The sequence below is a fragment of the Hephaestia mangrovi genome, assembly GCF_019880555.1.
GTDB classification, from domain to species: Bacteria; Pseudomonadota; Alphaproteobacteria; order Sphingomonadales; family Sphingomonadaceae; genus Sphingomonas; species Sphingomonas mangrovi.
Genome location: NZ_JAINVU010000002.1, coordinates 140,793 through 166,359, shown reverse-complemented (window position 1 = coordinate 166,359; position 25,567 = coordinate 140,793). Strand labels below are relative to the sequence as shown.

The window sequence follows — 25,567 nt, the reverse complement described above, 5'->3', positions numbered from 1 at the left end:
CCCGGCGCCGCGCTCAAGATAGCGGTGCCAAGAATCATGTGGATGATTGATTCGCGGGCGCGCCTCGTCGATAGCCTCGCCTCATGGCCGATCCGCGCGTCATAGACGTCACGCTCGACGAGCGCACCATCCTGTGGCGCAATGCCGATATCGAGCAGGAGCGGCGCATCGCGATCTACGACCTGATCGAGGACAATCACTTCGCGCCGCAGAAAGTCCATGCCGACGGCTATGCCGGCCCCTACCGACTGGCATTGAGCGTGGAGGAGGGCCGCCTTGCCCTGCGTATCGATCGCGAGGATGGCAGCCATCTCGAGACCATCGTCCTCGGCCTCGCCCGCTTCCGCCGCCCGATCCGCGATTATTTCGCGATCTGCGACAGCTATTATCAGGCAATCCGCGCCTCGACCCCGCAGCAGATCGAGACGGTGGACATGGCGCGGCGCGCCATCCACAATGAAGCGGCCGAACTGCTCAGGGAACGGCTGGAGGGCAAGATCAACGTCGATTTCGATACCGCGCGGCGGCTGTTCACGCTGATCTGCGTATTGCACATTCGCGGATAGTGCCGATGGCTTGGTGGGGGACCTTGATCGGGCGGATCGCCGCCGCGCTCGTGCTGGCGCTGCTCGGCGCCATCGCCTTGTGGGTCTATGCGACCGGCTGGGCACCGGCGGCGCGAAAATATCCGATCCAGGGCGTCGACGTATCGGCCGCCCAGGGCGAGATCGTCTGGCCGACGCTCGCCGCCCGCGGCGTCGATTTCGCCTATATGCGCGCTACCGCCGGCGCGAATCTGCGCGATGACCGCTTCGCCGCCAACTGGCAGGCGAGCGCCGCCGCCGGCCTGCGTCGCGGCGCGATCCATCGCTGGTCCTTCTGCCAGAACGGCGTTGCACAAGCGGACAATTTCGTCACCACCGTCCCACGCACCGCCGGCGCGCTTCCCGCCGTGCTCGATCTGTCCTTCTCCCCCGACTGCGACGCACGCCCGGCGCGCGATGCGTTGATCGATCAGATCAGGCACTTCCTTGTCATCGCCGAAACGCATACGGGCGAACCGATGCTCATCAAGATCACCAAGCCGGTCGAGCGCGCCTATCGCGTGTCCGAGGCCCTTCCCCGCCCAGTCTGGGAGGTGCGCAACTTCCTCGCGCCCGATTATGCCGCCAAGCCATGGCGTATCTGGCAAGCCAGCGACATGCGCCGCGTCGACGGGATAAGCGGCCCGGTGCATTGGGACGTGGTGACGCCATGACGACACGCGACACGCTGATCGCTGCCGCGCGCCAAGCCGCCGCCAACGCCCATGCGCCCTATTCCAGCTTCGCGGTCGGCGCGGCATTGTTGATGACCGACGGCAGCATCGTCACCGGCTGCAATTTCGAGAATGCGAGCTACGGCCTGTCGCTCTGCGCCGAAACCGTCGCGCTCGCCACTGCCAACGCGCAAGGGCGCCTTGCCGATGTCGTCGAGATCGGCGTGATCGGCGGCCGCACCGTCGATGGCCGGCCAACGGGGAGCGATCCGGTCGGCCCGTGCGGCCGCTGCCGCCAGGTCATCAACGAAGCAGCGCAGATCGGCGGCCGCGACATCCTAATCCATTGCGCCGGCGCGGAGGGCGATACGGTCGCGACCTATCGGCTTTCGGAGCTGCTGCCGCACGCCTTCGGCCCGGCCGACCTCGGCCTGGCGTGAAGGGCCGTACTGGACCTTCCGTCCACCGCTGGGCAATGTCATATTTCTGCAATGCACAGTCGCATTCCGCTAGGGCGAACATACCCTCTTGACGAAACCTGCTGCATGCGCGAAGCACCGCGCCGCTATGAAATCACTCCCCTTGATGACCGCCGCCGCTGCGCTCGCCCTCTCGCTGGGCGCATGCCAGAAGCAGAAGCCCGAAGTGATCGACACCACCGGCCCCGATCCGATGGCGTCGCAGCTCGCCAACGCAGCGCCGGTGGAACTGCCGCCGTCGATGATCGGCTCGGTCACGTTCCGGTGCAAGGACAACAGCCTGGCCTATGTCGATTTCTTCAAGGGCAACACCCAGGCGAATGTGAAGCTCAAGAAGACAGACACGCCGACCGTGCTGAAGGCCGACAAGGACGGCGATCCGCTGACCGGCGGCGGCTTCACGATGACCGGCAATCAGGACAACATCAAGCTGACCAAGCCCGACGGCACCACGCTCGATTGCCATCACTGATTTCGGCGCGCCATAGCGACCTGAACCAAGGGGCCGGCGGGCAACCGCCGGCCCTTTTGTTTTGCGCGGGCCCCTTGTCTGAACCGGCGCGGCGCTCCACCATACGATCGATGGCCACGCTCGATCCGCAGCTCGTCCTCGGCGCCTATGCGGTGGGTGTCTTTCCGATGGCCGATCATCGCGACGCCTCAGGCGTTTATTGGGTCGAGCCCAAGGAACGCGCGATCCTGCCGCTCGAAACCTTCCGCCCCTCACGCTCGCTGCGCAAGACGATCGCCGCGGATCGCTTCCGCGTCACCGCCGACACCGCCTTCGAACAGGTCATCCAACTCTGCGCCGAGTCGACCGCCAACCGCCCCGAAACCTGGATCAACCATTCGATCGAGCATGTCTTCGTCACGCTGCATCGTCTTGGCTACGCCCATTCGATCGAATGCTGGGACGGCGATCGCCTGGTCGGCGGCCTTTACGGCCTCGCGCTCGGCCGCGCCTTTTTCGGCGAAAGCATGGTCAGCCGCGCCGCCAATGCGTCGAAGGTCGCGCTCGCCTGGCTGGTCGCGCGGCTCAAGGCCGGCGGCTTTACGCTGCTCGATTGCCAGTTTCAGACCGATCACCTCGCCTCGATGGGCGCGATCGAAATCTCGCGGCGAGATTATCTCTCGTTGCTGGGCGATGCGGTAGACGCCGGCGGCCGCGGTGCGGCGGGCTCGCTGGTCGTGACCACCGGCGCGTCGGCGCCAGCCGCTTCATTGTCCTCATCGGTTGCCGGCGATTTCGGCGCGCTCGATGCGCCGCCCGACCCGATGACCGACGCGGCGGCCACGCTGTCCGGTCCACTGTCGGGCCGCGACATCTTGCAGCTCTTCGGCCACACGTCGTAAATCGCGTTTTGCACGACGTTGAGCTCGGGCCGCTCTTTGTAGAGCCAGCCCGAGAAAACGCGCCGCCATTGCTGATCGGTCTGCTTGACGTCGAGCTGGACGAACGCGCCGGTCAATTCCTGCGGCTCCCACGATGCCGTGGTGTCGCACGCTCGCAGCCGGATCACCGCGTCGCCGACGCGCACCGCCTGCCCCGGTTTCATCGTCACGTCGCGGGTGTCGCCATTGCGTTTGTTGAGCACGCCGAGCACCGCGACACGCTCGGCCATCGGCGTCGCGCCTGCTTCGGTGTCGGTCGATTGCGGCGTGTCGATGGTGACGACCCCGGATGTCGCATCGTCGGCCGACTGATCGCTCGCACCAGGGCTCGGTGCGGGCGCCGGCGCCGCTTGCGCCTCGGCGCGGCCATCGTGCATCCACGCGACCGTCTGCCAGGCGCCGGCCGCAAGCACCACCGCCAGCCCAACGCCGCCGGCGATCCAGCGGCGTGTCACCCTTCGGGGCTCCATGCTTCATAGTCGCCGGTCGCAGCGGCGCGATGGCCGCCCTTTTCCAGTGCGCCGGGCGGGCGATAGGCGAGCGCGGTGCCCGTCATGTTGGGCACGGCCGGCTTCTCCCAGCCGCGTACCGGCGGCAGCGCGCGCTCGGGAACGTCATCGATCTGATGGTGCAGCCAACCGAACCATTCGGGTGGCACCCGGCTGGCATCGTTCGAGCCTTTGTAGACCACCCAGCGGCGCGGAATGCCGTTCGGATCCGTGCCGCCTTCGTAATAGACATTGCCCAGCGCATCCTCGCCGACCCGGGATTTGCCGCGCAGGCCCATCCACGTGCCGAAGGTGATGCCGTCCCACCAGGTGAAGCTGTTCTTCAAGATGCCCATGCCCGCCGCTTAGCCGCCCGCACGCGCGCCCGCAACAGGGCGTGCGTCAGTTTACGCCGCCATCGCCGACGAATCCGGTCAACCGCCGGCCCAGCTCACCTTGTCGTTCTCGGCGATGCCCAATGCCGATGCCCGACCTCCCTTCAGCTCGAGCACCGCCGCCACCGGCTCACCCGAGGGAATCGGCGTTTGATCGAACGGCACGGCATTGTCGGCGATGTGCGCGATCGTGTGGTCGGCACGGATGAAGATGATGTCGAGTGGGCTCGGCGTGTTCTTCATCCAGAACGTCGCCTCGCGCGGGGGGCCGCCCTCCGGCGGATAGGGCGCGAACAACATGCCGCCATCATCCGCGATATCGGTGCGGTACATTAGCCCGCGCTCCTGCTCGTCGGCGGTGCGCGCGGTCTCGACAGTGAAAACGTGCGGACCGTTCGCGCTGGCGATCGTCACGGAGACAGTTCCGGCCGTCGCGGTTGCCTGATTGACAGCACCGTCAGCGCCGACCTTGTCCTTGCACCCCGCCAGCAACAGCAACCCCAGCGCGAACGCGCCGACGCCAGCCTTCACGCGCCGTCCTCGACCATCACCGCTAGCGGCCCCTTGCGCGACTCGACGATGCGTGCGCGCAACATCTGATCGGGTTCGACCTCGTCGACCCCGCCACGCCGTAGCGTTTCGATATGAACGAAGATGTCGGGCGTATCCTCGTCCCGAATCAAGAACCCATAGCCCTTGAGCCGGTTGAACCATTTGACCCGAACGGGCTCGAACGGCCCTGCCTGATCGAGCAGCGCATCGAGTTCGGCACTGTTCGAGCCACCCGATCGCGGCGCCGGTTCGACCGCGTTGGTCAAGTCGATCGACAGCACCTCGCGCGCCTGGAGCCCGCGTTCGCGCCGCACCGCCACGCATTCGACCCGCGCGCCCTCTGGCAGGCTGCGCCGCCCATGCTCCTGAAGCACCGAGAAATGAACGAGAATATCACCGATCGCCGGATCGTCCGCGACCAGGAACCCGAACCCGCGCGTCACGTCGAACCATTTGAGCGTGCCGGCCAGGCGCATCCCCTCGGCTTCCGGCTCGACGAGCCGTACCGGCGCGCTCCTGTCGAGCTCCCCCTCCTCGGGCATCGGCTGAGGTTCAACACGCATGCTCACTTCCCCCCGTCACCGCGTAGCACAGAGTGCCGCGATGGCAAAAACCTGATGCCCATCTTTGGCACATAAGGGAAGCGCGGCGCACCTCATTCGACAGAAAATGTCCCGGTATCTTCTCCCGGCGCCATATCGACGATGCGTCGCGCAAGCGCGAAATCATGCCCTCCGCGCACCATCTGCGCGAGCTGTTTTTCGCGGCCTTCGCGATCGGGCACAGCAACGGCGAATGGCCCGATCCGCTTGCGACGGGCGAGCGCCAGTGCCGCCTCGATCGCCTTTTCCTCGATTTCCGGCGCCACGGCTTCGGCATCTTCGGCAGTGATTCCAGCAGCATGGAACGCCTGCGCCACGCGGCGCGCACCAAGCCCGCGCCGGGCCATCGATCGCGCCCGCGCCGCAGCGAAGGCGCGATCGTCGACATAGCCGAGTTCGGCCATCCGCCCCGCGATATCGTCTGGATCGACCGTCGCGCCATCCCAACCGCGCTCGCGCACTTTGCGGCGCAGATAATCGCCGAGTTTCGCGCGCGTCGTGGCAAAGCGTTCGACGTAGCGCAGCGCGAGCCGATCGAGCGACTCGGCGTTGAGCGGCGGGGCTGGACGGCGGCGGGAAGTCATCGCGCCATCATTGTGCCACAGTCGGAACGGAATTTGAACGTCAGCGCGGGGCAAAGGCGCAGGTTGGACTGGGCTTGCGAGCCTCCTGACGAGACACCGCGATAAGGGCGCGAAAGATGATGACCGAGGAACTGGAGCGACTTGACGAGGGGGCGCGCGCGATCGCGCCGACCTCTACCGAGGATATGCTGCCGCGGCGCTTCTCCGATTTCGCGACACTGGGCGAGGCACTCGATTATGCCGCGACTGGCACGCGCGGCCTCAATTTCCACGATCCCCGTGGCACGCTGGTGCGCGCCTATCCCTTCACCGAGCTGCGCCGCGACGCAATCGCCGCCGCCCATCGCCTGATCGCCGCCGGCATCGAGGTCGGCGATCGCGTCGCCCTCGTCGCCGAAACGAGCCCCGAATTCGCCGCCTTGTTCTTTGGCGCAGTCTATGCCGGCGCGTGGCCGGTGCCGCTGCCTTTGCCGACCTCGTTCGGCGGCCGCGATTCCTATGTCGAGCAGCTCCGCGTCCAGCTCAGCAGCTGCGACCCCAAATTGCTGATCTACCCGCCCGAGCTTTCGGAAATGGCGCACCAGGCGGCGGTCGCTTCGGACGTCGAGGGGCTCGATTGGCAAACGCTCGCCGACCGCGAGGCGCCGGCTGCGCCGCTGCCCCAGGCCGCGCCAGAGGACATCGCCTATCTGCAATATTCTAGCGGCTCGACGCGTTTCCCGCACGGTGTCGTCATCACGCATCGCGCGTTACTCAACAATCTCGCCGCGCATGCCCATGGCATGGCGCTGATCGACAGCGATCGCTGCGTCTCCTGGCTGCCCTGGTATCACGACATGGGGCTGGTCGGCTGCTTCCTGTCGCCGATCGCCAACCAGGTCTCGACCGATTACCTGAAGACCGAGGATTTCGCGCGGCGCCCGCTCGCTTGGCTCGATCTCATCAGCCGCAACCAGGGCACTACCCTCTCCTATTCGCCGACCTTCGGCTACGACATCTGCGCACGCCGCATGTCGAGCCAGACCAAGGCCTCCGACCGTTTCGACCTGTCGCGCTGGCGCGTCGCCGGTAACGGCGCCGACATGATCCGGCCCGACGTGATGCAGGCCTTCGTCGACGCCTTCGCCGATGCCGGTTTCCAGGCCTCGGCTTTCCTGCCGAGCTACGGCCTCGCCGAAGCGACGCTCGCCGTCTCGATCATGCCGCCGGGCGAAGGCATTCGCGTCGAGCTGGTCGAGGAAACCCAGCTTTCCGGCGTTCCCGCGGGCGAGGACCGGCCACAACGCTATCGCGCGATCGTCAATTGCGGCAAGCCGGTCAAGGACATGACCGTCGAGATCCGCGACGAGGACGGCAACCCGCTTCCCGACAGCGCGATCGGCAAGGTGTGGTGCACCGGTCCGTCGGTGATGAGCGGCTATTTCCGCGACGCAGAAGCGACCGAGGCCTGCATGACCGACGGCTGGCTCGATACGGGCGACATGGGCTATCTGTCTCAAGGCTATGTCTACATCGTCGGCCGTGCCAAGGACATGATCATCGTCAACGGCCGCAACCACTGGCCGCAGGACATTGAATGGGCGGTCGAGCAGCTTCCGGGCTTCAAGGCCGGCGACATCGCCGCCTTCGCGATCACGACGCCCGGTGGCGAGGAAACGCCGGCGGTGCTCGTCCAGTGCCGCACGTCCGACGACAGCGAGCGCGCGCGCTTGCGCGACGAGATTCGCGAGCGCGTTCGCGCCGTCACCGGCATGAACTGCGTGATCGAGCTCGTCCCGCCGCGCACGCTGCCGCGCACCAGTTCGGGCAAGCTCAGCCGCGCCAAGGCACGCAACCTCTATCTGAACGGCGAGATCAAGCCCTACGCGGTCGCCGCCTGATCGGGGCGCCAGGCACCTGCCGGTTCGGAAATGAAAAGCGGGCGCGACGAAGGCATCGTCTATCTTTGCGTCTGACCTCGCGATTCTAACCTTCCGCTAACCAGCGGCGGGATATGCGGGCGCGGTGACGCGTCAGACATCCCAGTTCGCCCAACCGCGGATCGATACCCGCGCGTTTCTCGGCCTGTACGATCCGGCGGATTCGACGGATTGGGGGCCGATTCGCGCCGCTCAGTTGCACGCCGGGCGCGATTTCGCGGTATTCCTGTTGGGCGCCCATCTGCTCAGCGCCGCATTGGTCGTCGTCATCCTTGCCGCGCACCGGCCGTTGGTCCCGCTCGCGATCTGGGCGGGTGCCGTCGGCGTGGCGGCGGTCGGCGTCACCATGCGCCGTCTCGCCGCGCGCTATCGGGAGCTTTACAGCGCCGCTGTCGGAGAGGTGCGCCGCAGCGCGCTGGGCGGAATCCTGCTCGGCCTGTTATGGGCGGTGGTGCCGCTCGGCTTCGGGATGGCCGATGCGCCCGAAACCGCGCTGAGCCTGTGGATCGTGCTTTCGCTGCTGATGACGGCTTGCGCGGTCGGCCTCGCCGGCCTGCCGCTACCGACGATCGCATTTCTCGTCATCCTTGGCAGTTCGGTCGCCGGGATGCTCTACATGCACGGGTCCGCCCTGCTCGGCTGCGCGGTGCTGCTGTTTACCGCGTTGCTGGTGATCGGCTGCTTCACTCGCGGCCGCCAACTCGTCGTCATCCGCGCGCATGAGATCGCGCTCGGCGAGCGCGACGAGACCGTCAGCCTGCTGCTACGCGATTTCGAGGAATCGGGGTCGGACTGGTTGTGGGAGATCGATGCGGGCCGCCGCATCGTCCGCGCCTCGGCGCAATTCTGTCATGCCGTCGGGCTCGATCCGCTCACCGTCAACGGCAAGAGTTTTCTTGAACTGCTTGCCGGGCCCACCTGGGAAAGCGGCAAATTCTCCCCGGGATTGCGCGACCTTTCCGAACGCCTCAAGAACCGCGACAGCTTCCGTGACGTCCTCCTGCCCGTCTACGTCAAGGGCGGCGAGCGTTGGTGGGAGATGGCAGCGAGCCCGCGGTTCGACGAAGCGGGCACCTTCATTGGCTTTCGCGGCGTCGGCTCGGACGTCACCGAAGCCCGCGAATCGGCCGACAAGATCAGCCGGATGGCCCGATACGACACGCTCAGCGGCCTACCCAACCGCCTGCTGATCAACGAAACCCTCGCACACGGGATGGCCGAGGCAGATAAATGGGGCGGCCGCTGCGCCTTCATGATGATCGACCTCGATCGCTTCAAGGCGATCAACGACACCCTCGGCCATCAGATCGGCGATCGCTTGCTGTGCCGTGTCGCCGAACGGTTGCGCCACCTTGCCTCGGCCAGCGACATGGTCGGCCGGCTGGGTGGCGACGAATTTGCCGTCGTCGTCCGCGACGCGGCCGATTTCGCGCGCGTCGAGAAGCTGGCGCTGGCAATCATCGAATCGCTCTCGCAACCCTATGAGGTCGATCAGCACACGCTGTATATCGGCGCCAGCGTCGGCGTTGCGATCGGGCCGCGCGACGGCCGCACCGCGGAAATGCTGATCCGCTCGGCCGACCTCGCGCTCTATCGATCGAAGGACAAGGGCGGCGGCCATTTCCACGTCTACGATCCGCAGCTTCACTCCCAGGCAGAGGAGCGCCGCGTGCTCGAGATCGCGCTGCGCCAGGCGCTCGAAAACGGCGAGTTTCATCTGCAATATCAGCCAGTCGTCGCCGCCGACAGCGGCTCGCTCTCCGGCTTCGAAGCGCTGCTGCGCTGGACCAATCCCGAACATGGATCGATCTCGCCGGCGAAGTTCGTGCCGATCGCCGAGGAAGCCCGCCTAATCGCCCCGATCGGCGAGTGGGTGCTGCGCACCGCCTGCCAGGAAGCGGCACGCTGGCCGTCGCACGTCCGTGTCGCCGTCAACGTCTCGGCGGAACAGCTTTACAGCCCCAATTTCGTCGCCACCGTCGTCTCTGCGCTCAGCCAGGCGGCATTGTCCGCCGAACGCCTCGAAATCGAAGTCACCGAAAGCCTGTTCATGCGTGAAGGCACCAGCGCGATCCAGGTGCTCGAGCGGCTGCTCGATCTCGGTGTACGTCTGAGCCTCGACGATTTCGGCACCGGCTATTCGTCGCTCGGCTATCTCTCGCGCACGCGCTTCTCGACGATCAAGGTCGATCGCAGCTTCGTCGTCCAGGCCTCGCAAGGCGCGCAGGAAGCGATCGCGATCATCCGCGCCGTCGTCGCGCTCGCTGACAGCCTCGGCATGGCGACCACGGCTGAGGGCGTCGAGACCGCGCATCAGCTCGGCATGGTGCAGCAACTCGGTTGCACCAAGGTGCAGGGCTATTATTTCGGCCGTCCGCTGCCGGTCGAGGAAGCCCGCACCATCGCCAACCGCGGCTACGAACCGTCCGCCGTCGCCTGAGCGATCGCAAACCGCTCTTGCTCGCCTCTGCGTCAGGCGCTACAGGCGCGGTCGCCTGGAGGGGTGTAGCTCAGCTGGTTAGAGCGTCGGTCTCCAAAACCGAAGGCCCTCGGTTCGAATCCGAGCTCCCCTGCCAGGCCCCTGCCCCACTCGCTGCCCGGCAATCCGCCAATCGGCCATTGCGTCGCGCGATCTTCGAGATACTGTATCCTTTATCTTGAAACGAGTGCGGGGAAATGGCGCATGAACACATTGGTGAAGGCGGCGTTGCTGGCGGCGGCCGCAACGGGGATGACGGCTGCGCAGGCGCATCAGGATTCCAAAGACAAGGGAGATCAGGCGGCGGCGGCTGATAACGCGCCGGCGCTGCCCCCCGGCCCCAACGCCCTGTTTGAGCCGCACTCGGAGCAGAGCTCGGGCACCGTTTCGGTCGAAGGCAAGTCGATCGCCTACGATGCCTATGCCGGCACATTGGTCGTCCACCCCGAAGGCTGGGACGACACCGCCTGGCGCGCGAAATCGGCCAAGGATCTGGAAGACAAGAAGGGCGACCAGGCCGAAGCCTCGATGTTCTACGTCGCCTATTTCAAGAAGGGCGCGCCATCGGCCGACCGGCCGATCACCTTCCTGTTCAACGGCGGCCCGGGATCGTCGACAGTCTGGCTGCACATGGGCGCGTTCGGCCCGCGCCGGATCATCACCAGCAACGACAGCCACACGCCGGCCGCCCCGTATCAGCTGGTCAACAACGATTACAGCCTGCTCGACGCCAGCGACCTGGTGTTCATCGATGCACCGGGCACCGGCTTCAGCCGCGTCGCCGGCAAGGACAAGGAGAAGGCCTTCTACGGCGTCGATCAGGACGCCCATGCCTTCAGCGAGTTCGTCCGCGCGTTCCTGACCAAATACGATCGCTGGAACAGCCCCAAATATCTGTTCGGCGAGAGCTACGGCACGCCGCGCTCGGCGGTGCTGGTCAACGATCTCGAAACCGGCAACGACGTCGACGTCAACGGCGTGGTCCTGCTCTCGCAGATCCTCAATTTCGATCTGTCGATCGACACCCCGTCGTTCAACCCGGGATCGGACGAGGCCTATATCGTCGGGCTGCCGACCTTCGCCGCCACCGCCTGGTATCACAACCGCCTGCCCGGCACGCGGCCCGCCGATCTCGAGGCGTTCCTCGCCCAGGTCGAGCAATTCGCCAATACCGATTATGCCGCCGCGCTGCAAAAGGGATCGGAACTCGACCCCGCGACCAAGACCCGGATCGCGCAGCAATTGTCGCAATATATCGGCATCCCCGCCGCCTATATCGAAAAATCGAACCTGCGCATCGACGGCGGGCAATTCTCGCAGCAATTGCAGATCGGATCCGACCTCACGACCGGCCGGCTCGATTCGCGCTTTTCGGGCCCGTCGATGGACCCGCTCGAGAAGGAAGCCGATTACGACCCGCAATCGGCGGCGATCAGCTCGGCCTATGTCTCGGCGTTCAACGATTACGCGCGCCGCGACCTGCATTACGGGCTGCATCAAACCTACAAGCCCGAAATCGACGTGTTCAAGGATTGGGATTTCAGCCACAAGCAGCCGGGCATGCCGTTCGCGATCCGCGGCGCGACCAACGTGATGCCCGATCTGGCCCAGGCGATGAAATACAATCCCGATCTGAAGGTGATGCTGAACGGCGGCTATTTCGATCTCGCGACGCCGTTCTACGAAGGCTGGTACGAGATGCACCACCTGCCGATTCCCGACAGCCTGCAGAACAACATCGAATATCATTATTATCAGTCCGGCCACATGGTCTACGCCAACACCGAGTCGCTGAAGCAGCTTCACGACAATGTGGCGGCGTTCATCAGAAAGACCGACAATCTGGGCGGCTGAGCCATCCGGGCGGGCGCCCGCCGGCGCTCGCCCGAGCTACGGCGCCGGCTAATCTTGTCAAAGCCGGCGCGAACCGCTATCTCGCCAGCCAATCCGAAATCGGGATGATGAAGCGCCGGCCACGATGGGCCGGGCAGCGGACCCATGCCCGGTTTCATGTCGTTGAAGAAGGACGCAGCCCGTGGCCCGAACGAGCCCGATCGAGTTCATCCGCGAAGTCCAGGCCGAGACCCGCAAGGTCGTCTGGCCGACCCGCCGCCAGACGATCATGACCGCGGTGATGGTGATGATCATGGTCTCGATCCTGTCGATCTTCTTCGTCTCGATCGACGCCGTGTTCGACGCGATCGTCCATTATCTGCTGTCGCTGGCCTGAGTTAGGGAATTTCAATGTCGCGCTGGTACATCATCCACGCTTATTCGGGTTTCGAGGGCAAGGTTCGCGATGCGATCATGGCCGAGGCCGAGCGTATGGGCCTCGAGCAGCTGGTCGAGCAGATCGAGGTGCCGACCGAGACCGTCACCGAGGCGCGCCGCGGCAAGAAGGTGCAGGTCGAGCGCAAGTTCATGCCGGGCTATGTGCTCGCCAAGCTGAACATGACCGACGACGTCTATCATCTCGTCAAGAACACGCCGAAGGTGACGGGCTTCCTGGGATCGAGCGGCAAGCCGCAGCCGATCAGCGACAAGGAAGCGGCGCGGATGCTCAATTCCAAGGAAGAGGCGGCCGCCGCGCCCAAGCACCAGATCAAGGTGGATTACGAGATCGGCGATTCGGTCAAGGTGCTGGACGGCCCGTTCGCGAGCTTCAACGGCGTGGTCGAGGAGCTCGATTTCGACAAGGGCAAGGTCAAGGTGTCGGTCAGCATCTTCGGCCGCGCGACCCCGGTGGAACTGGACTTCGAGCAGGTCGAGCGGACCAAATAATTAGCGCCAGCTAATTATCAGAGGCCGCTCGACCGGCCGGCGGGTCGCGCAGCGAACCCGTCCGACGACGCGGGATTTACTCCCGCGTCGGGCGCTGTCGGCACCGTCGAGTAACGACAGGCGCCCTAAACTCGGTCGTACGGCGCCTTGGTCGGTAATCCCGAAAACCGCATCCATTCATCCAGCTTGGCGAGTTCCGCGAATTTCCTGCACGCGAGGCGCGAAGCGCTTGCTTCTGTTCCATTTCATCGCGGCACCCGTCCATGCGGCAAGACGCTCGTACGCTAGACCGGGAATTTCAGGACGACGTTGTCGACGAGGTCCTCGATAAAATCGATCACCTTCGACTTGTTGACGGTTACGCCGGAAGGGTGCGCATACGAGTTCCGCGTGCCGAGTTTCTGATCGAGAATCTTTCGCACATCATTTGAGACGATGCCCGCCGCTCGGCACAGCTCGATGAACTTGGTTTCCTTGATTTCGGTGAAATCGTCGCGCTGCGACACCGACGTGATTTTTACCCCCTTGTCCTTGGATAGGGCCGCGTTGAAGTCCGTTAGCTTGTGCGCGAGGATGTAGGCGAACAGGTGATCCATCGCCAATATCCAGGTCATGATGATCGCTGCGCGATTCGCTCCGATCTCGAAGCAGTCAATTGCCTCTTTCAAGAACTCTTTATCAGTGCCAGCGGGCAGCTTGTGTTCGAGACCCCGAAGCGTGGAACTGGTCTGAGCCGTCACGGTCTCGGCACCGAGCTTCTTCGACAATGCTTCTCGCATATGGCGTTGGAGCCTATATGTGCCCTTGGTTTTTATGTACTTGGGTGGTTTGACTTTCAGCCCCTCGGCGAGCCGCGCGCTGACGTTCGCGGGCACCGTCAGATCACACGCCTCAAAGCAGTCGGTGATTTGCTTGGGTGTGGCAGCTTCTTGCCCCAGCTCCACCGTCAGGAAATATACGAACAGCTCGACTAAGCCGCTCTGGCTCTGGCTGGCCGCACCTTCGATGGAATTGTAGAAGCGATTGACTGCGTCGTTCATTCAGCAGCTTTCCGCTTCATGGTGTGGTTAAAGTGATTGTCGCCCGCGATGGTGATGGGGAGATCGGTGGACGACCTAAAATCGATGTAACCGAGTTTGCTGCTGGTATCGTAGAACGCCTGTGCGAACGCCTTCGGTATCTTGTCACCCGTGGCCTTGAAGCAGGTATAGACCTGATCCGTATTCGGGCTTTCGATATGCAGCGACTCGGTCATGAACTTCAGGAAGATGAGAATCTTTTCCGCGTTGTTCTTCGGCACAAACTGGCCATAGAAAGCGCCAAGTCCAGACGTGTCCAAATCCGTGTCGAGCTTGGGTGAGTCTGCGACCACGGCGCTGCCGCTCTCGTCGCCGTTGGTCTTCTTCTTCGCAGCGGGACGACGCTTCGCCCTCGACTTGGGTGCGGGCGGGATCTGTTCATCGGCGTCAGCCCCAGCAGCCGGGCCCTGCGGGGTGGGAGGCGCGGGCTGAGAGAACTTCACCCCCGACAAGAGGTGGGTCTTGAAGTCGGCGTAGATTTCACGGACCAGTTCGGGATCGCCCTCAATGTCGATAAGACCTTGAGAAATGTCGATGCGCAATTTCGTGTTCATAGCTCTTCCCTGTTCGACGATCGCGCGGCTTGCCCAAGTCAGCGCTTCTTCAAGCCAAGATATGAACCCAAGCGGACTCTTCAAGAGAAGCTTCAAGAAAATGGTTGCGATGGCGCAACGTCCGATCACCAAACTTCGCGCGCCGGTACAGAAGACGAGGCCAGCCCCGGTCCAATCAGCAAAATCCTCACATCGGTGACGCTCCTACGTCATGCTGCGCAATGGCTGCTTTCCCCATCTGTCGTCCAAAGTCAGTCAGTCCGGAAACGACCCAACATGAACCATCACCTCTCCTGCCAGTCCTCTATCCGCCAGCCGCCGAACAGCGCCACGTCTTCGTGGTGCGGCGGCTTGTCCGGGCGGGCCTTGCTCCAGCCCGTCACCTGATCGAGCGCCGGCAGGATCGGCGCGTCCTTCCCGTCCCTCGCCGCGCGCCGCGGCTCGCTCGCCAGCACCTTGCGGACAAGCGCGTCCTCGGTGCGGGCGGCCAGTTCGGCGCGATAGGCGGCGGCGCGGCGGGCGGACCAGGTGTCGGTCGTCTCGCCGCGCCGCGCCTTCATGTCCGGACGAGCGATGCGTAGCCGCGCTTCCTTCTGGTGGAGGTGGAGAAGTTGCAGCGCCTGGTTCGGCGTCATCGCCGGGATCGGCGGGGGATCGTTATGGCGCCAGGCGTCGTCCTGCTGCGCCTCGGGCATCCAGCCTTCGATCAGCGCGCCCTCGATCCGCTCATAGCCGATCTGGAGCGCCAGGCGCATTTCGCGGGCGAAGGCGGGGCTGGACTTTCGCCGGGCATAAAAGGCGCTGTGCGAGAAACCCGCCGCCGCCGCGCTGAGCCGCACGTTGGCGGTGGCGCTGAGCGCCGCGAGAAAGGCTTGCTCGGCAGCGCGGGTAAGGCGGCGGCGGCCGCCCGGGCGGCGGAGCTGGAGGCGGCCGGAGGGGGTGCGGTGAAGCTGGGGGTCGCCGAACGAGCGGGGTGATGGAGGCGGCCCCCCGCCACCGCGCGCCGCGTGCTCTCCCTCGCCGCCCCGGAGACGATCGTGCAGCGCCGCGTGCGCCAGCGCGAGCGCGGCGTCCCATTCGGCGGCGAAGGCGGGATGTTTCGCGCGGCGGCGGGTGAATTTGGCGCGGTGGGCACCGAGGAGGCGAGCGGCTTCGCGCGCGTTGCCGGTGCGGGCGAGCGCCTTCAGGAAGGCACGGTTTTCGAGGCATTGGGCGCGGGTGAAGGGTCTCGGCACGGCGACGGCGTATCCAGCGCGGAAAATCCAACATTGCAACCCGCAGGCGTTGCCATCACGGCCCGCTTCGGCTATGGGCGCGCTCTTCCAACGCACCAGCAATGGAAACCCGCGGGAGGGCGCTTGCGCCCGCTCGGACCGCTAAACTTGAGACGATGTGCCGATGGCGCAGCGCTCGACAGAGTGAGTGAGGTAAATGGCTAAGAAAATTACCGGCTATATCAAGCTGCAGGTGCCGGCAGGCGCCGCCAATCCGTCGCCGCCGATCGGCCCGGCGCTTGGTCAGCGCGGCGTCAACATCATGGAATTCTGCAAGGCGTTCAACGCCGCGACCGGCGACCTGGAAAAGGGCGCGCCGATCCCGACCGTGATCACCGTCTATGCCGATCGTTCCTTCTCGTTCACCACGAAGACGCCGCCGGCGACCTTCCTGATCAAGAAGGCGGCGAACCTGAAGTCGGGCTCGAAGGAGCCGGGCAAGGTTTCGGCCGGAAAGATCAAGCGCTCGGCGCTGACGCAGATCGCCGAGACCAAGATGAAGGACCTGAACGCCAACGATATCGAGGCGGCGACCCGCATCATCGAAGGCTCCGCCCGCGCGATGGGCCTCGAAGTGGTGGAGGGCTGAGATCATGGCAAAGCTGACCAAGAAGCAGAAGACCTGGGCGGTCGACGCGAACAAGCTCTACGGCGTCGATGAGGCGATCAAGCTCGCCAAGGACAACGCCACGTCGAAGTTCGATGAGACGATCGAGGTCGCGCTGAACCTGGGCGTCGATCCGCGCCATGCCGACCAGATGGTGCGCGGTGTCGTCACGCTGCCCAAGGGCACCGGCAAGACGGTGCGCGTCGGCGTGTTCGCGCGCGGCGCCAAGGCCGACGAGGCCAAGGCCGCGGGTGCCGACGTGGTCGGTGCCGAGGACCTGATGGAGACGATCCAGGGCGGCACGATCGATTTCGACCGCTGCATCGCCACGCCCGACATGATGGGCGTGGTCGGCCGTTTGGGTAAGGTGCTGGGCCCCAAGGGCCTGATGCCGAACCCGAAGCTGGGCACGGTGACGATGGACGTCGCGGCGGCGGTGAAGGCGGCCAAGGGCGGCCAGGTCGAGTATCGCGTGGAGAAGGCCGGCATCATCCACTCCGGCATCGGCAAGGCGAGCTTCGCGGCGGAAGACCTGCGTGCGAATTTCGACGCGCTGGTCGATGCCGTGGTGAAGGCCAAGCCGTCGGGCGCCAAGGGCAAGTATGTCAAGAAGGTGGCGATCAGCTCCTCGATGGGCCCCGGCATCAAGATCGACACGGCTGAAGTGGCGAGCGCTTGAGCCTGAGCGGCGCGCAAGGCTGAGCCGCGTCCGACAGGATGGAATTCACGTCCATCGCGGCCAAGCGATAAAAGGGGCCGGGAGAGCGATCTCCCGGCCCTTTTTCCATGCCCCGATTGCAGCCGCTCCGCCCAGCGCCTAACCCCGAGGACGTGAACACCGTCCTCGACATCAACCGCTCGATTCTCGGCCAGCCCTGGCGGTGGCGCTCGCTGGCATCCGATGCACGCGACCCCGATTTCGCGCCCGACGACCTCGTCACGCAATTGCTGCTCGCCCGCGGCTGCCCGCGCGAGGCGATCGACGCGCACCGGGCGCCCTCGATCCGCGCGTTCATGCCCGATCCCTCGATCTTTCGCGACATGGACAAGGCCGCCGACCGGCTCGCCGACGCGGTGATCGGCGGCGAACGCGTGACGATCTTCGGCGATTATGATGTCGACGGCGCCACCTCCGCGGCGCTGATGGTCCGGGTGCTGCGCGATCTCGGCCTCGATCCGGCGATGTATATCCCCGACCGCCTGATGGAAGGCTATGGCCCGTCGGGCGAAGCATTGGTGCGGATCGCGTCGGGGGGCAGCTCGCTGATCGTCACTGTCGATTGCGGCGCGCAGGCGTTTGACGCGCTCGCGATGGCGCATGAAGCGGGGGTCGACGTCGTGGTGGTCGATCACCACAAATGCGCCGCCGCCCTCCCCCTCGCCCATGCGCTGGTCAACCCCAACCGCCTCGACGAGACCGACGGGGCCGCGCACGGCCATCTCGCCGCTGTCGGCGTCGCCTTCCTGCTCGCCGCGGCGCTGATCCGGACATTGCGCGCGCGCGGCTTCTTCGCCGGCCGGCCCGAACCGCGCCTGCTCGATCTGCTCGATATCGTCGCGCTCGGCACCGTTGCCGACGTCGCGCAATTGAAAGGCCTCAACCGCGCCTTCGTGGCGCAGGGCCTGAAGGTGATGGCGCAGCGCCGCAACATCGGCCTCAATGCGCTGATCGAGGCCTCGCGGCTCTCGCGCGCGCCGACGGCCAGCGACCTCGGCTTCGCGCTCGGGCCGCGGATCAACGCCGGCGGCCGCGTCGGCAAGGCCGATCTCGGCGTGCGCCTGCTGACCACCACCGATCCCGAGGAAGCCCGCGCGATCGCAGCCGAGCTCGATCGCCTCAACGAAGAACGCCGCGCGATCGAGGCGATGGTTCAGGAAGCCGCCGAAGCGCTGGTCGCAACCAATCGCCGCACCATCCTCGTCGCGGCTGGCCAGGGATGGCACCCCGGCGTCATCGGCATCGTTGCCGGCCGGCTCAAGGAAAAGACCGGCCGACCGGCGATCGTCATCGCACTAGACGAAGACGGCGTCGGCAAAGGCTCCGGCCGCTCGATCACCGGGGTCGATCTCGGTGCTGCCGTGCTCGCCGCGAAAGATAGCGGCCTGCTCGTCGCCGGCGGCGGTCACGCCATGGCGGCGGGGCTGACCATCGCGCCTGGAAAGATCGACGCATTCGCCGATTTTCTCGACGATCGGCTCGCCGAGCCGGTGGCGCGCGCGATCGACGCCCGCGCGTTGCTGGTAGACGCGTTGCTCGCGCCGGGCGGTGTCACGCCCGCCCTGGTCGAATCGTTCGAGGCCGGGGGGCCCTATGGCACCGGCTGGCCGGCGCCCCGCGTCGCCGCCGGCCCCGTCCGCGTGATCAAGGCCGATGTCGTCGGCAACGGCCATGTGCGCGCGATCGTTGCCGGGGACGACGGCCGCAGCCTCAAGGCGGTCGCCTTCCGCCAGGCGGAGACCGCGCTCGGCCAGGCCTTGCTGGGTGCAGCGTCCCATCGCCGATTGTGGCTCGCCGGCCGGCCAAAGATCGACGATTGGGGAGCAAGGCCCGCAGCCGAACTCCATATCGACGACGCCGCCTGGGCTGACTGACCCTACCCGCAAAACGACCGCTTGACCCGGGCGCTCCATTTCCCTAACCGAGCCGCTCCGCCGCGCCGGCACGGTGTGGCCCCTTCGTCTAGCGGTCTAGGACGCGGCCCTTTCACGGCTGAAACACGGGTTCGATTCCCGTAGGGGTCACCAACTTGCCCTCCCAAGGGGTACCACGAAGCGCCATAAATGGCAGTTTTCTGCGGGTTTCCTGTGGTGTAACTGTCTCACCCGGAGCGGCTGGATACCAGCTCATACCAGCAATTTGATGGTATACCTGATGGTAGCGCAGGCCTCCCCTGACGGGAGATACCATCATGGCTTTGACCTCGGTTGCCATCCCTATTCATGTGGCAAGTCCGCTTTGCGGTCATCCGGCCAAACGAAGGGAGATAGGCCATCACAGGGATTGGCCCAGCATTGCTTCGACATCCCCCCGATAACTTCGGCTAAGCATGAGGCGTGTTCCGTCCTTGAGTTCGATCTCGAACTCCCCGTGCGAACGGCGTTCGAGCGAGGCGACCGACCTGAGATTGACGATACTCGATCGGTGAATGCGGACGAATTGGAACGGATCCAGCCGGCTCGCGACACTGCCGAGGCTGGCGCGATAGAGAAACTCTTGTCCTCCTGCGTGCAAGGTTACGTAGACGCCTGCCGCCTCGATCCAATCGATGTCCTGAGCCATGATGAGCCGCGTGGCCGTTCTCGTCCTGACGACCACCCAATCCCATATCTCGCCCGGCCGGGCGCGCTTGGCCGCCAGCTTGAGCAATTCCGGCCCGATCGCCCCCGCGTCGACTGAATCGCCCGCCCGGATTTGCCTTAGACGCGCCTTGGTGCGTTCCATGGTCTTTTCAAAGCGCGTGTCGCCGAAAGGCTTGAGCAGATAATCGACCGCGTCGGTCTCGAATGCCTGGACGGCAAAGCGATCATAAGCCGTCACGAAAACGGTGATCGGCATGTTTTCCGGTCCTAAAGCGTCGATCACACCGAAGCCGTCCACGCCGGGCATCTGCACATCGAGAAACACGATGTCAGGCTGCTCTTCCTGGATCAGCTTGACCGCTACGACGCCATTTTTCGCCTCGAGCACTCGCCCGACGCCCTGATCCTTCGCCAGCAGATCGATAAGGCGTTTGCGAGCGGGCGTCTCGTCGTCGACGACCAGCACCGAGATGAGATCAGACGGTCGCTTCATGCCCGTCGCTTTCGCTTCTGTGCAAGGGAATTCGTATGGCTACTTCGGTTCCCCCCGTCGCACGGCGGCCGATCGTGAGGCAGTATTCCGCCGATTCCGGATAGAGCGCGGCCAGCCGCTCCCGCGTGACCCGCACCCCGATACCCGTTGAATCGTCCAATCGCCAATCGTGCGGCAGGCCGACGCCGTCGTCCAATACGCGTATATCGAGATAATCCGAACTCGGGCTCGCGGCGATGACGATGGTTCCGCCCGATATCCGGCCATCGATCCCGTGACGGATCGCATTTTCCACCAACGGCTGTAACAACATCGATGGCACCAACATGGACAATGCCTCGGGCGCGGCGTCGATCTTGATCTCCAATCGGTCGCCAAAGCGGACTCGCTGGATCGACAGATAATGTTCGAGGAGCTCCAATTCCTGAGCCAAGCTGATTTCGGCTCGCTCTTTGCAGTCAAGCGAACTTCGGAGCAGCGCACCCAGATTTTCGAGCATATCGCGCGCCAATCTGGGATTGGTCGTGACATCAGACGAAATGGCGTTGAGCGCGTTGAACAGAAAGTGCGGCTCAAGCTGGAGGCGCAGTGCATTCAGTCGCGATTCAATCAACGTCTTTTCGGTCCGCTCAAGCTCGAGACGATTTTCCAAAAGGTCGTTATGATATTTCAAGGCCTGTAGAATTCCGGCGACAGCACAAAACATCTGCCAGCTCGCCATGAAATAATAGATGGTATAATTTTCATTGCGAAAAGGGCTCCACCAAATCTGCGATATCGGATATTGTATGATAGCTGATAGATAGGTATGCCCGACAGTGAATGGGATACTTAACAGGGCAAAGATTATTACAATCTTACCGATGCTGTTTTCAGCCCATGCCAGTTTGTGGTCAATAATGAGTATGGCCGGTGTCAGGATCGCCCAGGCCCATGCTTCGATGAGTTTGGAAGCTACAAACGGCCACGACAAGCCATTGACTATTCCAGGCAGAAACTGAAAAAATCCGACCACGGTCCAGGCCAGAAAGATCATGCCGGCCGATCGAGCCGAAATGGGCCAAAGGTTCGCCCATGGGCTTGGCGAATATCGGATCCGCACATCCTGTTGCCGGGCGGCGGCGTTGAGCGAGGCGCGGTTCATGTCGGATGTCGCATATGTTCATGGCCTGGCGCGAACAGCCTGACCATAGCCGATGGTTGCGCAAGATGGATCGCGGCACGGCGGCGGCGTGAGGCAACCAACGGGATTATAGGGTTCTCGCGCAGGCGAACATTCTGCGGCCTCTCCTACAACATTTCACCGGGCGACTTTATCTGCGCCTGCCCTTCCAGATGAAGGAAGCGGTTCTACCCGATTCTCGCCCTGGATACCCAAGACATATTTCCGATGCCTTCTGAGGGATTGCGTCAAAGCAGCCAAGGTGGGTTTCATCCGATTTTTTCGGCAATGTTCCGAAACGGGCTCTCGTTTTGCGAACCGGATTTCAAATTTGCGAAGCGGATTCAACGCTAAAATATTCCCAAAGAATTCGCCGCTATCCCCCATGAATTCCCACGCGTCCTCATGGATCTATTCTAAAAAATGTGTTCATTGGTACTTGTAAGACAAGTAAGTCAAGAACAACCGAAATAGCAGGGGGATATATATCAGGTTATTCGCTAAAAGGCTTTAGGTTGCTCCGCTTTGAACGAGCCTGTCAAGAAATACAAAAATTGACTGCGCTCTAGCCCGCGCGAGCAGGACAGCGCCCATCCTGGCGGTTGGGCAATCGGCCAATGATTGAATCTGCGATTAGTCAGGCGATCAGTCTGCGCTGCATCGCTGTCGCGCCGACAACGCGATTCTATCGAAAGATTCAACTGTGCCGTTATTGGGAGGGGATAACATGAAAAATGCAATTGGTGTGCGTTGTGCATTGGGGGCGACCGTGTCCATCGTCGCCCTATCCGCCGCTATTCAGCCGGCGACCGCGCAGACGGCGGATGTGCAGTCAACCGACGCGGCGACACAGGCTGCGGACAAAACGGCCAAGACCGGCAAGACAGACAAATCGTCAAAGGATACCGATATTATCGTGACGGCGCGCCGTCAGGCCCTCCAGACGTCACAGTCGATCAAGCGCAACGCCGATACGATCGTGGACTCGGTCACGGCGGATGCTGCGGGCGTCCTTCCCGACAATTCGATCACCGAGGTTCTGCAGCGCGTGTCAGGCGTGACCATCTCGCGCTTCACCGGTACGAACGGAGGCAGCACGGCCTTTCAGATCGAAGGCTCGGGCCTCGCCGTACGCGGTCTTCCCTACACGACGAGTACGGTTAACGGGCAACAAGTGTTCAGCGCCAATGGTGCCAGCGCTATCAGTTGGAACGAGGTGACACCCGAGCTGATGGCGGGCGTCGACGTTTATAAGGCTTCGCGCGCGGACATGATCGAAGGCGGCGCGTCCTTGATCGACCTTCGCACGCATTTACCCTTCGATTTCAAGAAGAACGAATTCGACGTCACCATCGATGGGAGTTACGGCGACCAGGCTCGCAAGGCCTCCCCTCAAATTTCGGCATTGTATTCCGAGCGCTTTCAGACCGGTATCGGCGAGATCGGCCTGCTGTGGGATTTGGCGTACAGCCGGCTATACCAGCAGAGCAGCGATCTGCAGGTCGGCGCCATGTTCGGCGAATATGCGCCAACGGCGCCCGGAGCCGACCATATCGGATTGATCCCCAGCAGCTTTACCTGGAGCTACAATCGGAACAAGCGCGATCGATATGGCGCCTACCAGGCCATTCAATGGAGCCCGGCTTCCAACCTGACCTTCACCAGCACCGTGTTTTTCACAAAATACGTTCAGGATAGCTACGGTAACAGTGCGTCTTTTGGCCAGACGCCCTACGCTACCGCCGAGATGCTGCCCCAACTCGGGGCGCCGGTCACCTATGACGCCGATGGCGCCTTCAAGACCGGCACGCTCACACTGGGCGGGACGGGAAATGCCGTTTGGGCGTCGAATACGACGTCAGCGGCATTGGAGCCGCCCGGATGGGATTGGTTCCCCAGCCAATATCTCAACCTCGATTGCGGCGGCAGCTACGGCAGTCCGCCCTCCAGCCTTCAATGGGATTGGTCCGCCGGCGCGAAAACGCTCGTCCGGTGCAGTACGCCGACAACCAGTCTGAATCCCAGCGGAAGTTCTTCGATTTCGCATAGTGCGAATTCGACGCTTGATATCTCGGAAAGCTTCGCCTGGTCGCCCAGCGACCGATTGCATGTTCGTGCCGGCGCGCAATATATCTATTCTCGGGCGAACGGCAGGAGCATGTCCGTCGCCATCGCCCAGAACAGCCCCCTCGTCGATTCAGTGAAGGTCGACCTCACCGGGTCGATCCCGGTTCTGTCGGGGTTGAATCCGGCGGGAATGCTGGACACTGGCACGGTTGATCCAGTTACGCTGGAGACAACTGGCGGGTATTTTGCCTACGGAGGGTACAACGGCCCGAAGAATACGGGCAAGATGTTCGCCGGGCATGCGGATTTCGAATACGATGTCAGCGATAACGGATTTCTCCGCAACATTTCGGCTGGTTTCCGCATTGCCAACCGCACTGAAGATGATGATTTTGTCGGGACATACTGGATGCCTCTCGGCCAATCCTGGCTGAACCACCTTCCCAGCTATGACCCCAACGACCCAATTAAATCCAAGATCCCGGGAAACATTCAGTATCTGAACAGTTCCGGCGTGAACCCCGCCGATTATCAAGTCGCTACATTTCCGAATTTCTTTGGAGGCGCAGCGCCGCTACCAGCTCAAGTGTTGGTTCCCAGTCAAACCCTTATGAAGAGCATGGACTGGTATTATCTTCTGCGCCAATATAATGGCCAGATTCCAAACGGAACGGCTTCGCAATATTGGACGCAATACGTCGACCAGGGTTTGGGCAGAACACAATCCAAAATCTTCAACAAGGCCGTCTATGTCGAAGCGAAGTTTGCCCACGATCGGATCGGGTTCATCCCGGCCTTCTCGGGCAACATCGGCGTACGCGTATTCCACGAATCGCTACATTCTACAGGACTGCTTTCGGCGCCAAGCACGACCAGCCTGTATGCGTTGACCCAGGCCGACAGTACGCAATATTTTCTTGCGAGCAAGGATGCGACGGGCGCGACGCCTTATCCTACCATGTATTCAATCAATCCCGGGACTTCGACGCAGGTCCGCGATTACGGTTACACGCGCGTTTTGCCGTCGTTCAATATCAAGTTCGATGCCGCCAAGAACTTCATCATTCGTGGGGCAGCCTCCGAAGCTGCGGCGCCACCCAATCTCAACGATATTCGCGCCGGCGGGACGATCAACCCGAAGTCTGTCTCAAACCCCGGCAATAGCCAGGCGCCGTCCATTCTCACCGGCGTGACCGTGCAATCCGGCGGAGCGCAGCTCAAGCCCGTCCTGATCACCAGCGAGGATCTCTCTTTCGAATATTATCCGACGCCACAAAGCATGTTCTACGTCGATTTCTTCGCCAAACAGATCAAGGATCAGGATCTGTTTGCCTCTTACATAGCCAATAACCTGCCGATTCCGGCAACGGCCTTCGACAACGGCGCGACGAGTGGAGGAACCGCGACGAGCCTGGATGTTCCCTGGGTGTATCTGCAGAACAAGACGTCGTCGGTAAAGGCGCACCTCAAGGGCTTCGAGATCGGCGGCCGGCAGTTTTTCGACATGCTTCCCGGCTTGCTCAGGGGTTTGGGCCTCGAAGGCAATTTGACCTTTGTCGATAGTCGTAATCCTGCCCAACAAGCGAACAATGTGTTGAGCCCCTATACGCCGAATGGCGGCCTCAATGCCGATGGAACGATTCCGCAAACCTATTCAAACCTGCCCTATCCCGGCCTGTCAAAATGGTCGTATAACATCAACTTGCTCTATAGCCTTGGACGGGTAAACGTCCGGCTCGCCTATAATTGGCGGGACAAGGCGTTGCTGTCGACGAACGTGAACCCGCTGTCTTATGCGACAAGTGGTGGCAACCCGTATACACTCAACACCAGCGCCACCAACTTCGATGCGACGCATTCCTATCCCGTCTACTGGATGGTTCCGGCCTGGATGGCGAGCGCGGGCTATATGGATCTGGGCATCGACTATAAGCTTAGCGATACCGTTGCTGTGTCGGCCCGCGTCAGCAACTTGCTGAACACGACCTCCAGAACGCTTCAGGAGCCCGTTCCCGGCGTTTTCGAGCCGTATGATGCCAACGTCAGCGATCGCCGGTTCGACGTATCGGTGAGATTGCATTTCTAATCGCGTGAGGAACCGA

The 25,567-nt window shown here is 63.2% G+C and carries 23 protein-coding genes, 2 tRNA genes and 1 pseudogene; 16 read left to right on the top strand and 10 right to left on the bottom strand.

Annotated features, from left to right (window positions below; all coding sequences use genetic code 11):
• Window positions 1-83 precede the first annotated feature (83 nt).
• The 5 genes from K7G81_RS04765 (at window position 84) to aat (ending at window position 3,090) form a co-directional block, all read left to right on the top strand.
• A complete protein-coding gene (locus K7G81_RS04765; protein ID WP_223029620.1) occupies window positions 84-566 on the top strand; it encodes a UPF0262 family protein in 483 nt (160 codons plus the stop codon).
• Between the two features lie 5 nt (window positions 567-571).
• Window positions 572-1,258, top strand: a complete 687-nt coding sequence (locus K7G81_RS04760) for a GH25 family lysozyme (protein WP_223029619.1) — start codon at window positions 572-574, stop codon at window positions 1,256-1,258.
• Window positions 1,255-1,698 (top strand): cytidine deaminase, encoded by a 444-nt coding sequence (locus K7G81_RS04755; protein ID WP_223029618.1) that lies wholly within the window; start codon window positions 1,255-1,257, stop codon window positions 1,696-1,698. Before K7G81_RS04760 ends, K7G81_RS04755 begins: the two co-directional genes overlap by 4 nt.
• A 127-nt stretch (window positions 1,699-1,825) precedes the next feature.
• Window positions 1,826-2,209, top strand: a complete 384-nt coding sequence (locus K7G81_RS04750) for a hypothetical protein (RefSeq protein ID WP_223029617.1) — start codon at window positions 1,826-1,828, stop codon at window positions 2,207-2,209.
• A gap of 110 nt (window positions 2,210-2,319) precedes the next feature.
• Window positions 2,320-3,090 carry a leucyl/phenylalanyl-tRNA--protein transferase gene (gene aat / locus K7G81_RS04745; protein WP_223029616.1) on the top strand — a complete coding sequence of 257 codons (771 nt, stop codon included), beginning with the start codon at window positions 2,320-2,322 and terminating at the stop codon, window positions 3,088-3,090.
• Between the two features lie 35 nt (window positions 3,091-3,125).
• Here the strand turns inward: aat and K7G81_RS17705 are convergent.
• The 5 genes and pseudogenes from K7G81_RS17705 to K7G81_RS04720 all read right to left on the bottom strand — a co-directional run.
• A pseudogene (locus K7G81_RS17705) lies at window positions 3,126-3,293 on the bottom strand (DUF2155 domain-containing protein); the annotation flags it as partial.
• Window positions 3,294-3,580: 287 nt separating this feature from the next.
• Window positions 3,581-3,973 carry an NADH:ubiquinone oxidoreductase subunit NDUFA12 gene (locus K7G81_RS04735; protein WP_223029615.1) on the bottom strand — a complete coding sequence of 131 codons (393 nt, stop codon included), beginning with the start codon at window positions 3,971-3,973 and terminating at the stop codon, window positions 3,581-3,583.
• Between the two features lie 78 nt (window positions 3,974-4,051).
• Entirely contained in the window at window positions 4,052-4,543 is a 492-nt protein-coding gene (locus tag K7G81_RS04730; RefSeq protein WP_369412036.1) for a DUF192 domain-containing protein, read from the bottom strand.
• Window positions 4,540-5,127, bottom strand: coding sequence for a cold shock domain-containing protein (locus tag K7G81_RS04725; protein WP_439649522.1), 588 nt, complete (start codon window positions 5,125-5,127; stop codon window positions 4,540-4,542). The genes K7G81_RS04730 and K7G81_RS04725 overlap by 4 nt, the downstream gene beginning before the upstream one ends.
• Before the next feature lie 92 nt (window positions 5,128-5,219).
• Complete coding sequence (locus K7G81_RS04720) at window positions 5,220-5,750, bottom strand: regulatory protein RecX (RefSeq protein ID WP_223029614.1); 531 nt, start codon at window positions 5,748-5,750, stop codon at window positions 5,220-5,222.
• Between the two features lie 116 nt (window positions 5,751-5,866).
• Here K7G81_RS04720 and K7G81_RS04715 point away from each other — a divergent pair, with 116 nt between their 5' ends.
• The 6 genes from K7G81_RS04715 (at window position 5,867) to nusG (ending at window position 12,929) form a co-directional block, all read left to right on the top strand.
• Window positions 5,867-7,630, top strand: coding sequence for a fatty acyl-AMP ligase (locus K7G81_RS04715; protein WP_439649521.1), 1,764 nt, complete (start codon window positions 5,867-5,869; stop codon window positions 7,628-7,630).
• 124 nt (window positions 7,631-7,754) lie between these two features.
• Entirely contained in the window at window positions 7,755-10,109 is a 2,355-nt protein-coding gene (locus K7G81_RS04710; protein WP_369412035.1) for a putative bifunctional diguanylate cyclase/phosphodiesterase, read from the top strand.
• Window positions 10,110-10,168: 59 nt separating this feature from the next.
• Window positions 10,169-10,245 (top strand) — tRNA-Trp (locus K7G81_RS04705).
• 107 nt (window positions 10,246-10,352) lie between these two features.
• Window positions 10,353-12,002, top strand: a complete 1,650-nt coding sequence (locus tag K7G81_RS04700) for a S10 family peptidase (RefSeq protein ID WP_255586620.1) — start codon at window positions 10,353-10,355, stop codon at window positions 12,000-12,002.
• Window positions 12,003-12,183: 181 nt separating this feature from the next.
• Window positions 12,184-12,378, top strand: coding sequence for a preprotein translocase subunit SecE (secE, locus tag K7G81_RS04695; protein ID WP_223029613.1), 195 nt, complete (start codon window positions 12,184-12,186; stop codon window positions 12,376-12,378).
• Between the two features lie 14 nt (window positions 12,379-12,392).
• Window positions 12,393-12,929, top strand: a complete 537-nt coding sequence (gene nusG / locus K7G81_RS04690) for a transcription termination/antitermination protein NusG (RefSeq protein WP_223029612.1) — start codon at window positions 12,393-12,395, stop codon at window positions 12,927-12,929.
• A 284-nt stretch (window positions 12,930-13,213) separates the two neighbouring features.
• Here nusG and K7G81_RS04685 read toward each other — a convergent pair whose 3' ends face one another.
• From K7G81_RS04685 to K7G81_RS04675, 3 genes are all read right to left on the bottom strand, one after another.
• Complete coding sequence (locus K7G81_RS04685; protein ID WP_223029611.1) at window positions 13,214-13,969, bottom strand: hypothetical protein; 756 nt, start codon at window positions 13,967-13,969, stop codon at window positions 13,214-13,216.
• Window positions 13,966-14,562, bottom strand: a complete 597-nt coding sequence (locus K7G81_RS04680) for a hypothetical protein (protein WP_223029610.1) — start codon at window positions 14,560-14,562, stop codon at window positions 13,966-13,968. The genes K7G81_RS04685 and K7G81_RS04680 overlap by 4 nt, the downstream gene beginning before the upstream one ends.
• Before the next feature lie 284 nt (window positions 14,563-14,846).
• Entirely contained in the window at window positions 14,847-15,797 is a 951-nt protein-coding gene (locus K7G81_RS04675; RefSeq protein ID WP_223029609.1) for a hypothetical protein, read from the bottom strand.
• A gap of 196 nt (window positions 15,798-15,993) precedes the next feature.
• Here K7G81_RS04675 and rplK point away from each other — a divergent pair, with 196 nt between their 5' ends.
• From rplK to K7G81_RS04655, 4 genes are all read left to right on the top strand, one after another.
• Window positions 15,994-16,425: a 50S ribosomal protein L11 gene (rplK, locus tag K7G81_RS04670; RefSeq protein ID WP_223029608.1), complete on the top strand. Its 432-nt coding sequence runs from the start codon at window positions 15,994-15,996 to the stop codon at window positions 16,423-16,425.
• Between the two features lie 4 nt (window positions 16,426-16,429).
• Complete coding sequence (rplA, locus tag K7G81_RS04665) at window positions 16,430-17,122, top strand: 50S ribosomal protein L1 (protein WP_223029607.1); 693 nt, start codon at window positions 16,430-16,432, stop codon at window positions 17,120-17,122.
• A gap of 107 nt (window positions 17,123-17,229) precedes the next feature.
• Window positions 17,230-19,035, top strand: coding sequence for a single-stranded-DNA-specific exonuclease RecJ (gene recJ, locus K7G81_RS04660; RefSeq protein ID WP_255586618.1), 1,806 nt, complete (start codon window positions 17,230-17,232; stop codon window positions 19,033-19,035).
• Window positions 19,036-19,112: 77 nt separating this feature from the next.
• Window positions 19,113-19,188, top strand: a tRNA-Glu gene (locus K7G81_RS04655).
• A 247-nt stretch (window positions 19,189-19,435) separates the two neighbouring features.
• On the opposite strand, the gene K7G81_RS04650 is transcribed toward K7G81_RS04655, so the two are convergent.
• Both K7G81_RS04650 and K7G81_RS04645 read right to left on the bottom strand, forming a co-directional pair.
• A complete protein-coding gene (locus K7G81_RS04650) occupies window positions 19,436-20,209 on the bottom strand; it encodes a LytR/AlgR family response regulator transcription factor (protein ID WP_223029605.1) in 774 nt (257 codons plus the stop codon).
• A gap of 10 nt (window positions 20,210-20,219) precedes the next feature.
• Window positions 20,220-21,380 (bottom strand): sensor histidine kinase, encoded by a 1,161-nt coding sequence (locus tag K7G81_RS04645; protein WP_223029604.1) that lies wholly within the window; start codon window positions 21,378-21,380, stop codon window positions 20,220-20,222.
• Between the two features lie 745 nt (window positions 21,381-22,125).
• On the opposite strand from K7G81_RS04645, the gene K7G81_RS04640 reads away from it, so the two are divergent.
• Window positions 22,126-25,551 (top strand): TonB-dependent receptor, encoded by a 3,426-nt coding sequence (locus K7G81_RS04640; RefSeq protein WP_223029603.1) that lies wholly within the window; start codon window positions 22,126-22,128, stop codon window positions 25,549-25,551.
• The last annotated feature ends 16 nt before the right edge of the window (window positions 25,552-25,567 follow it).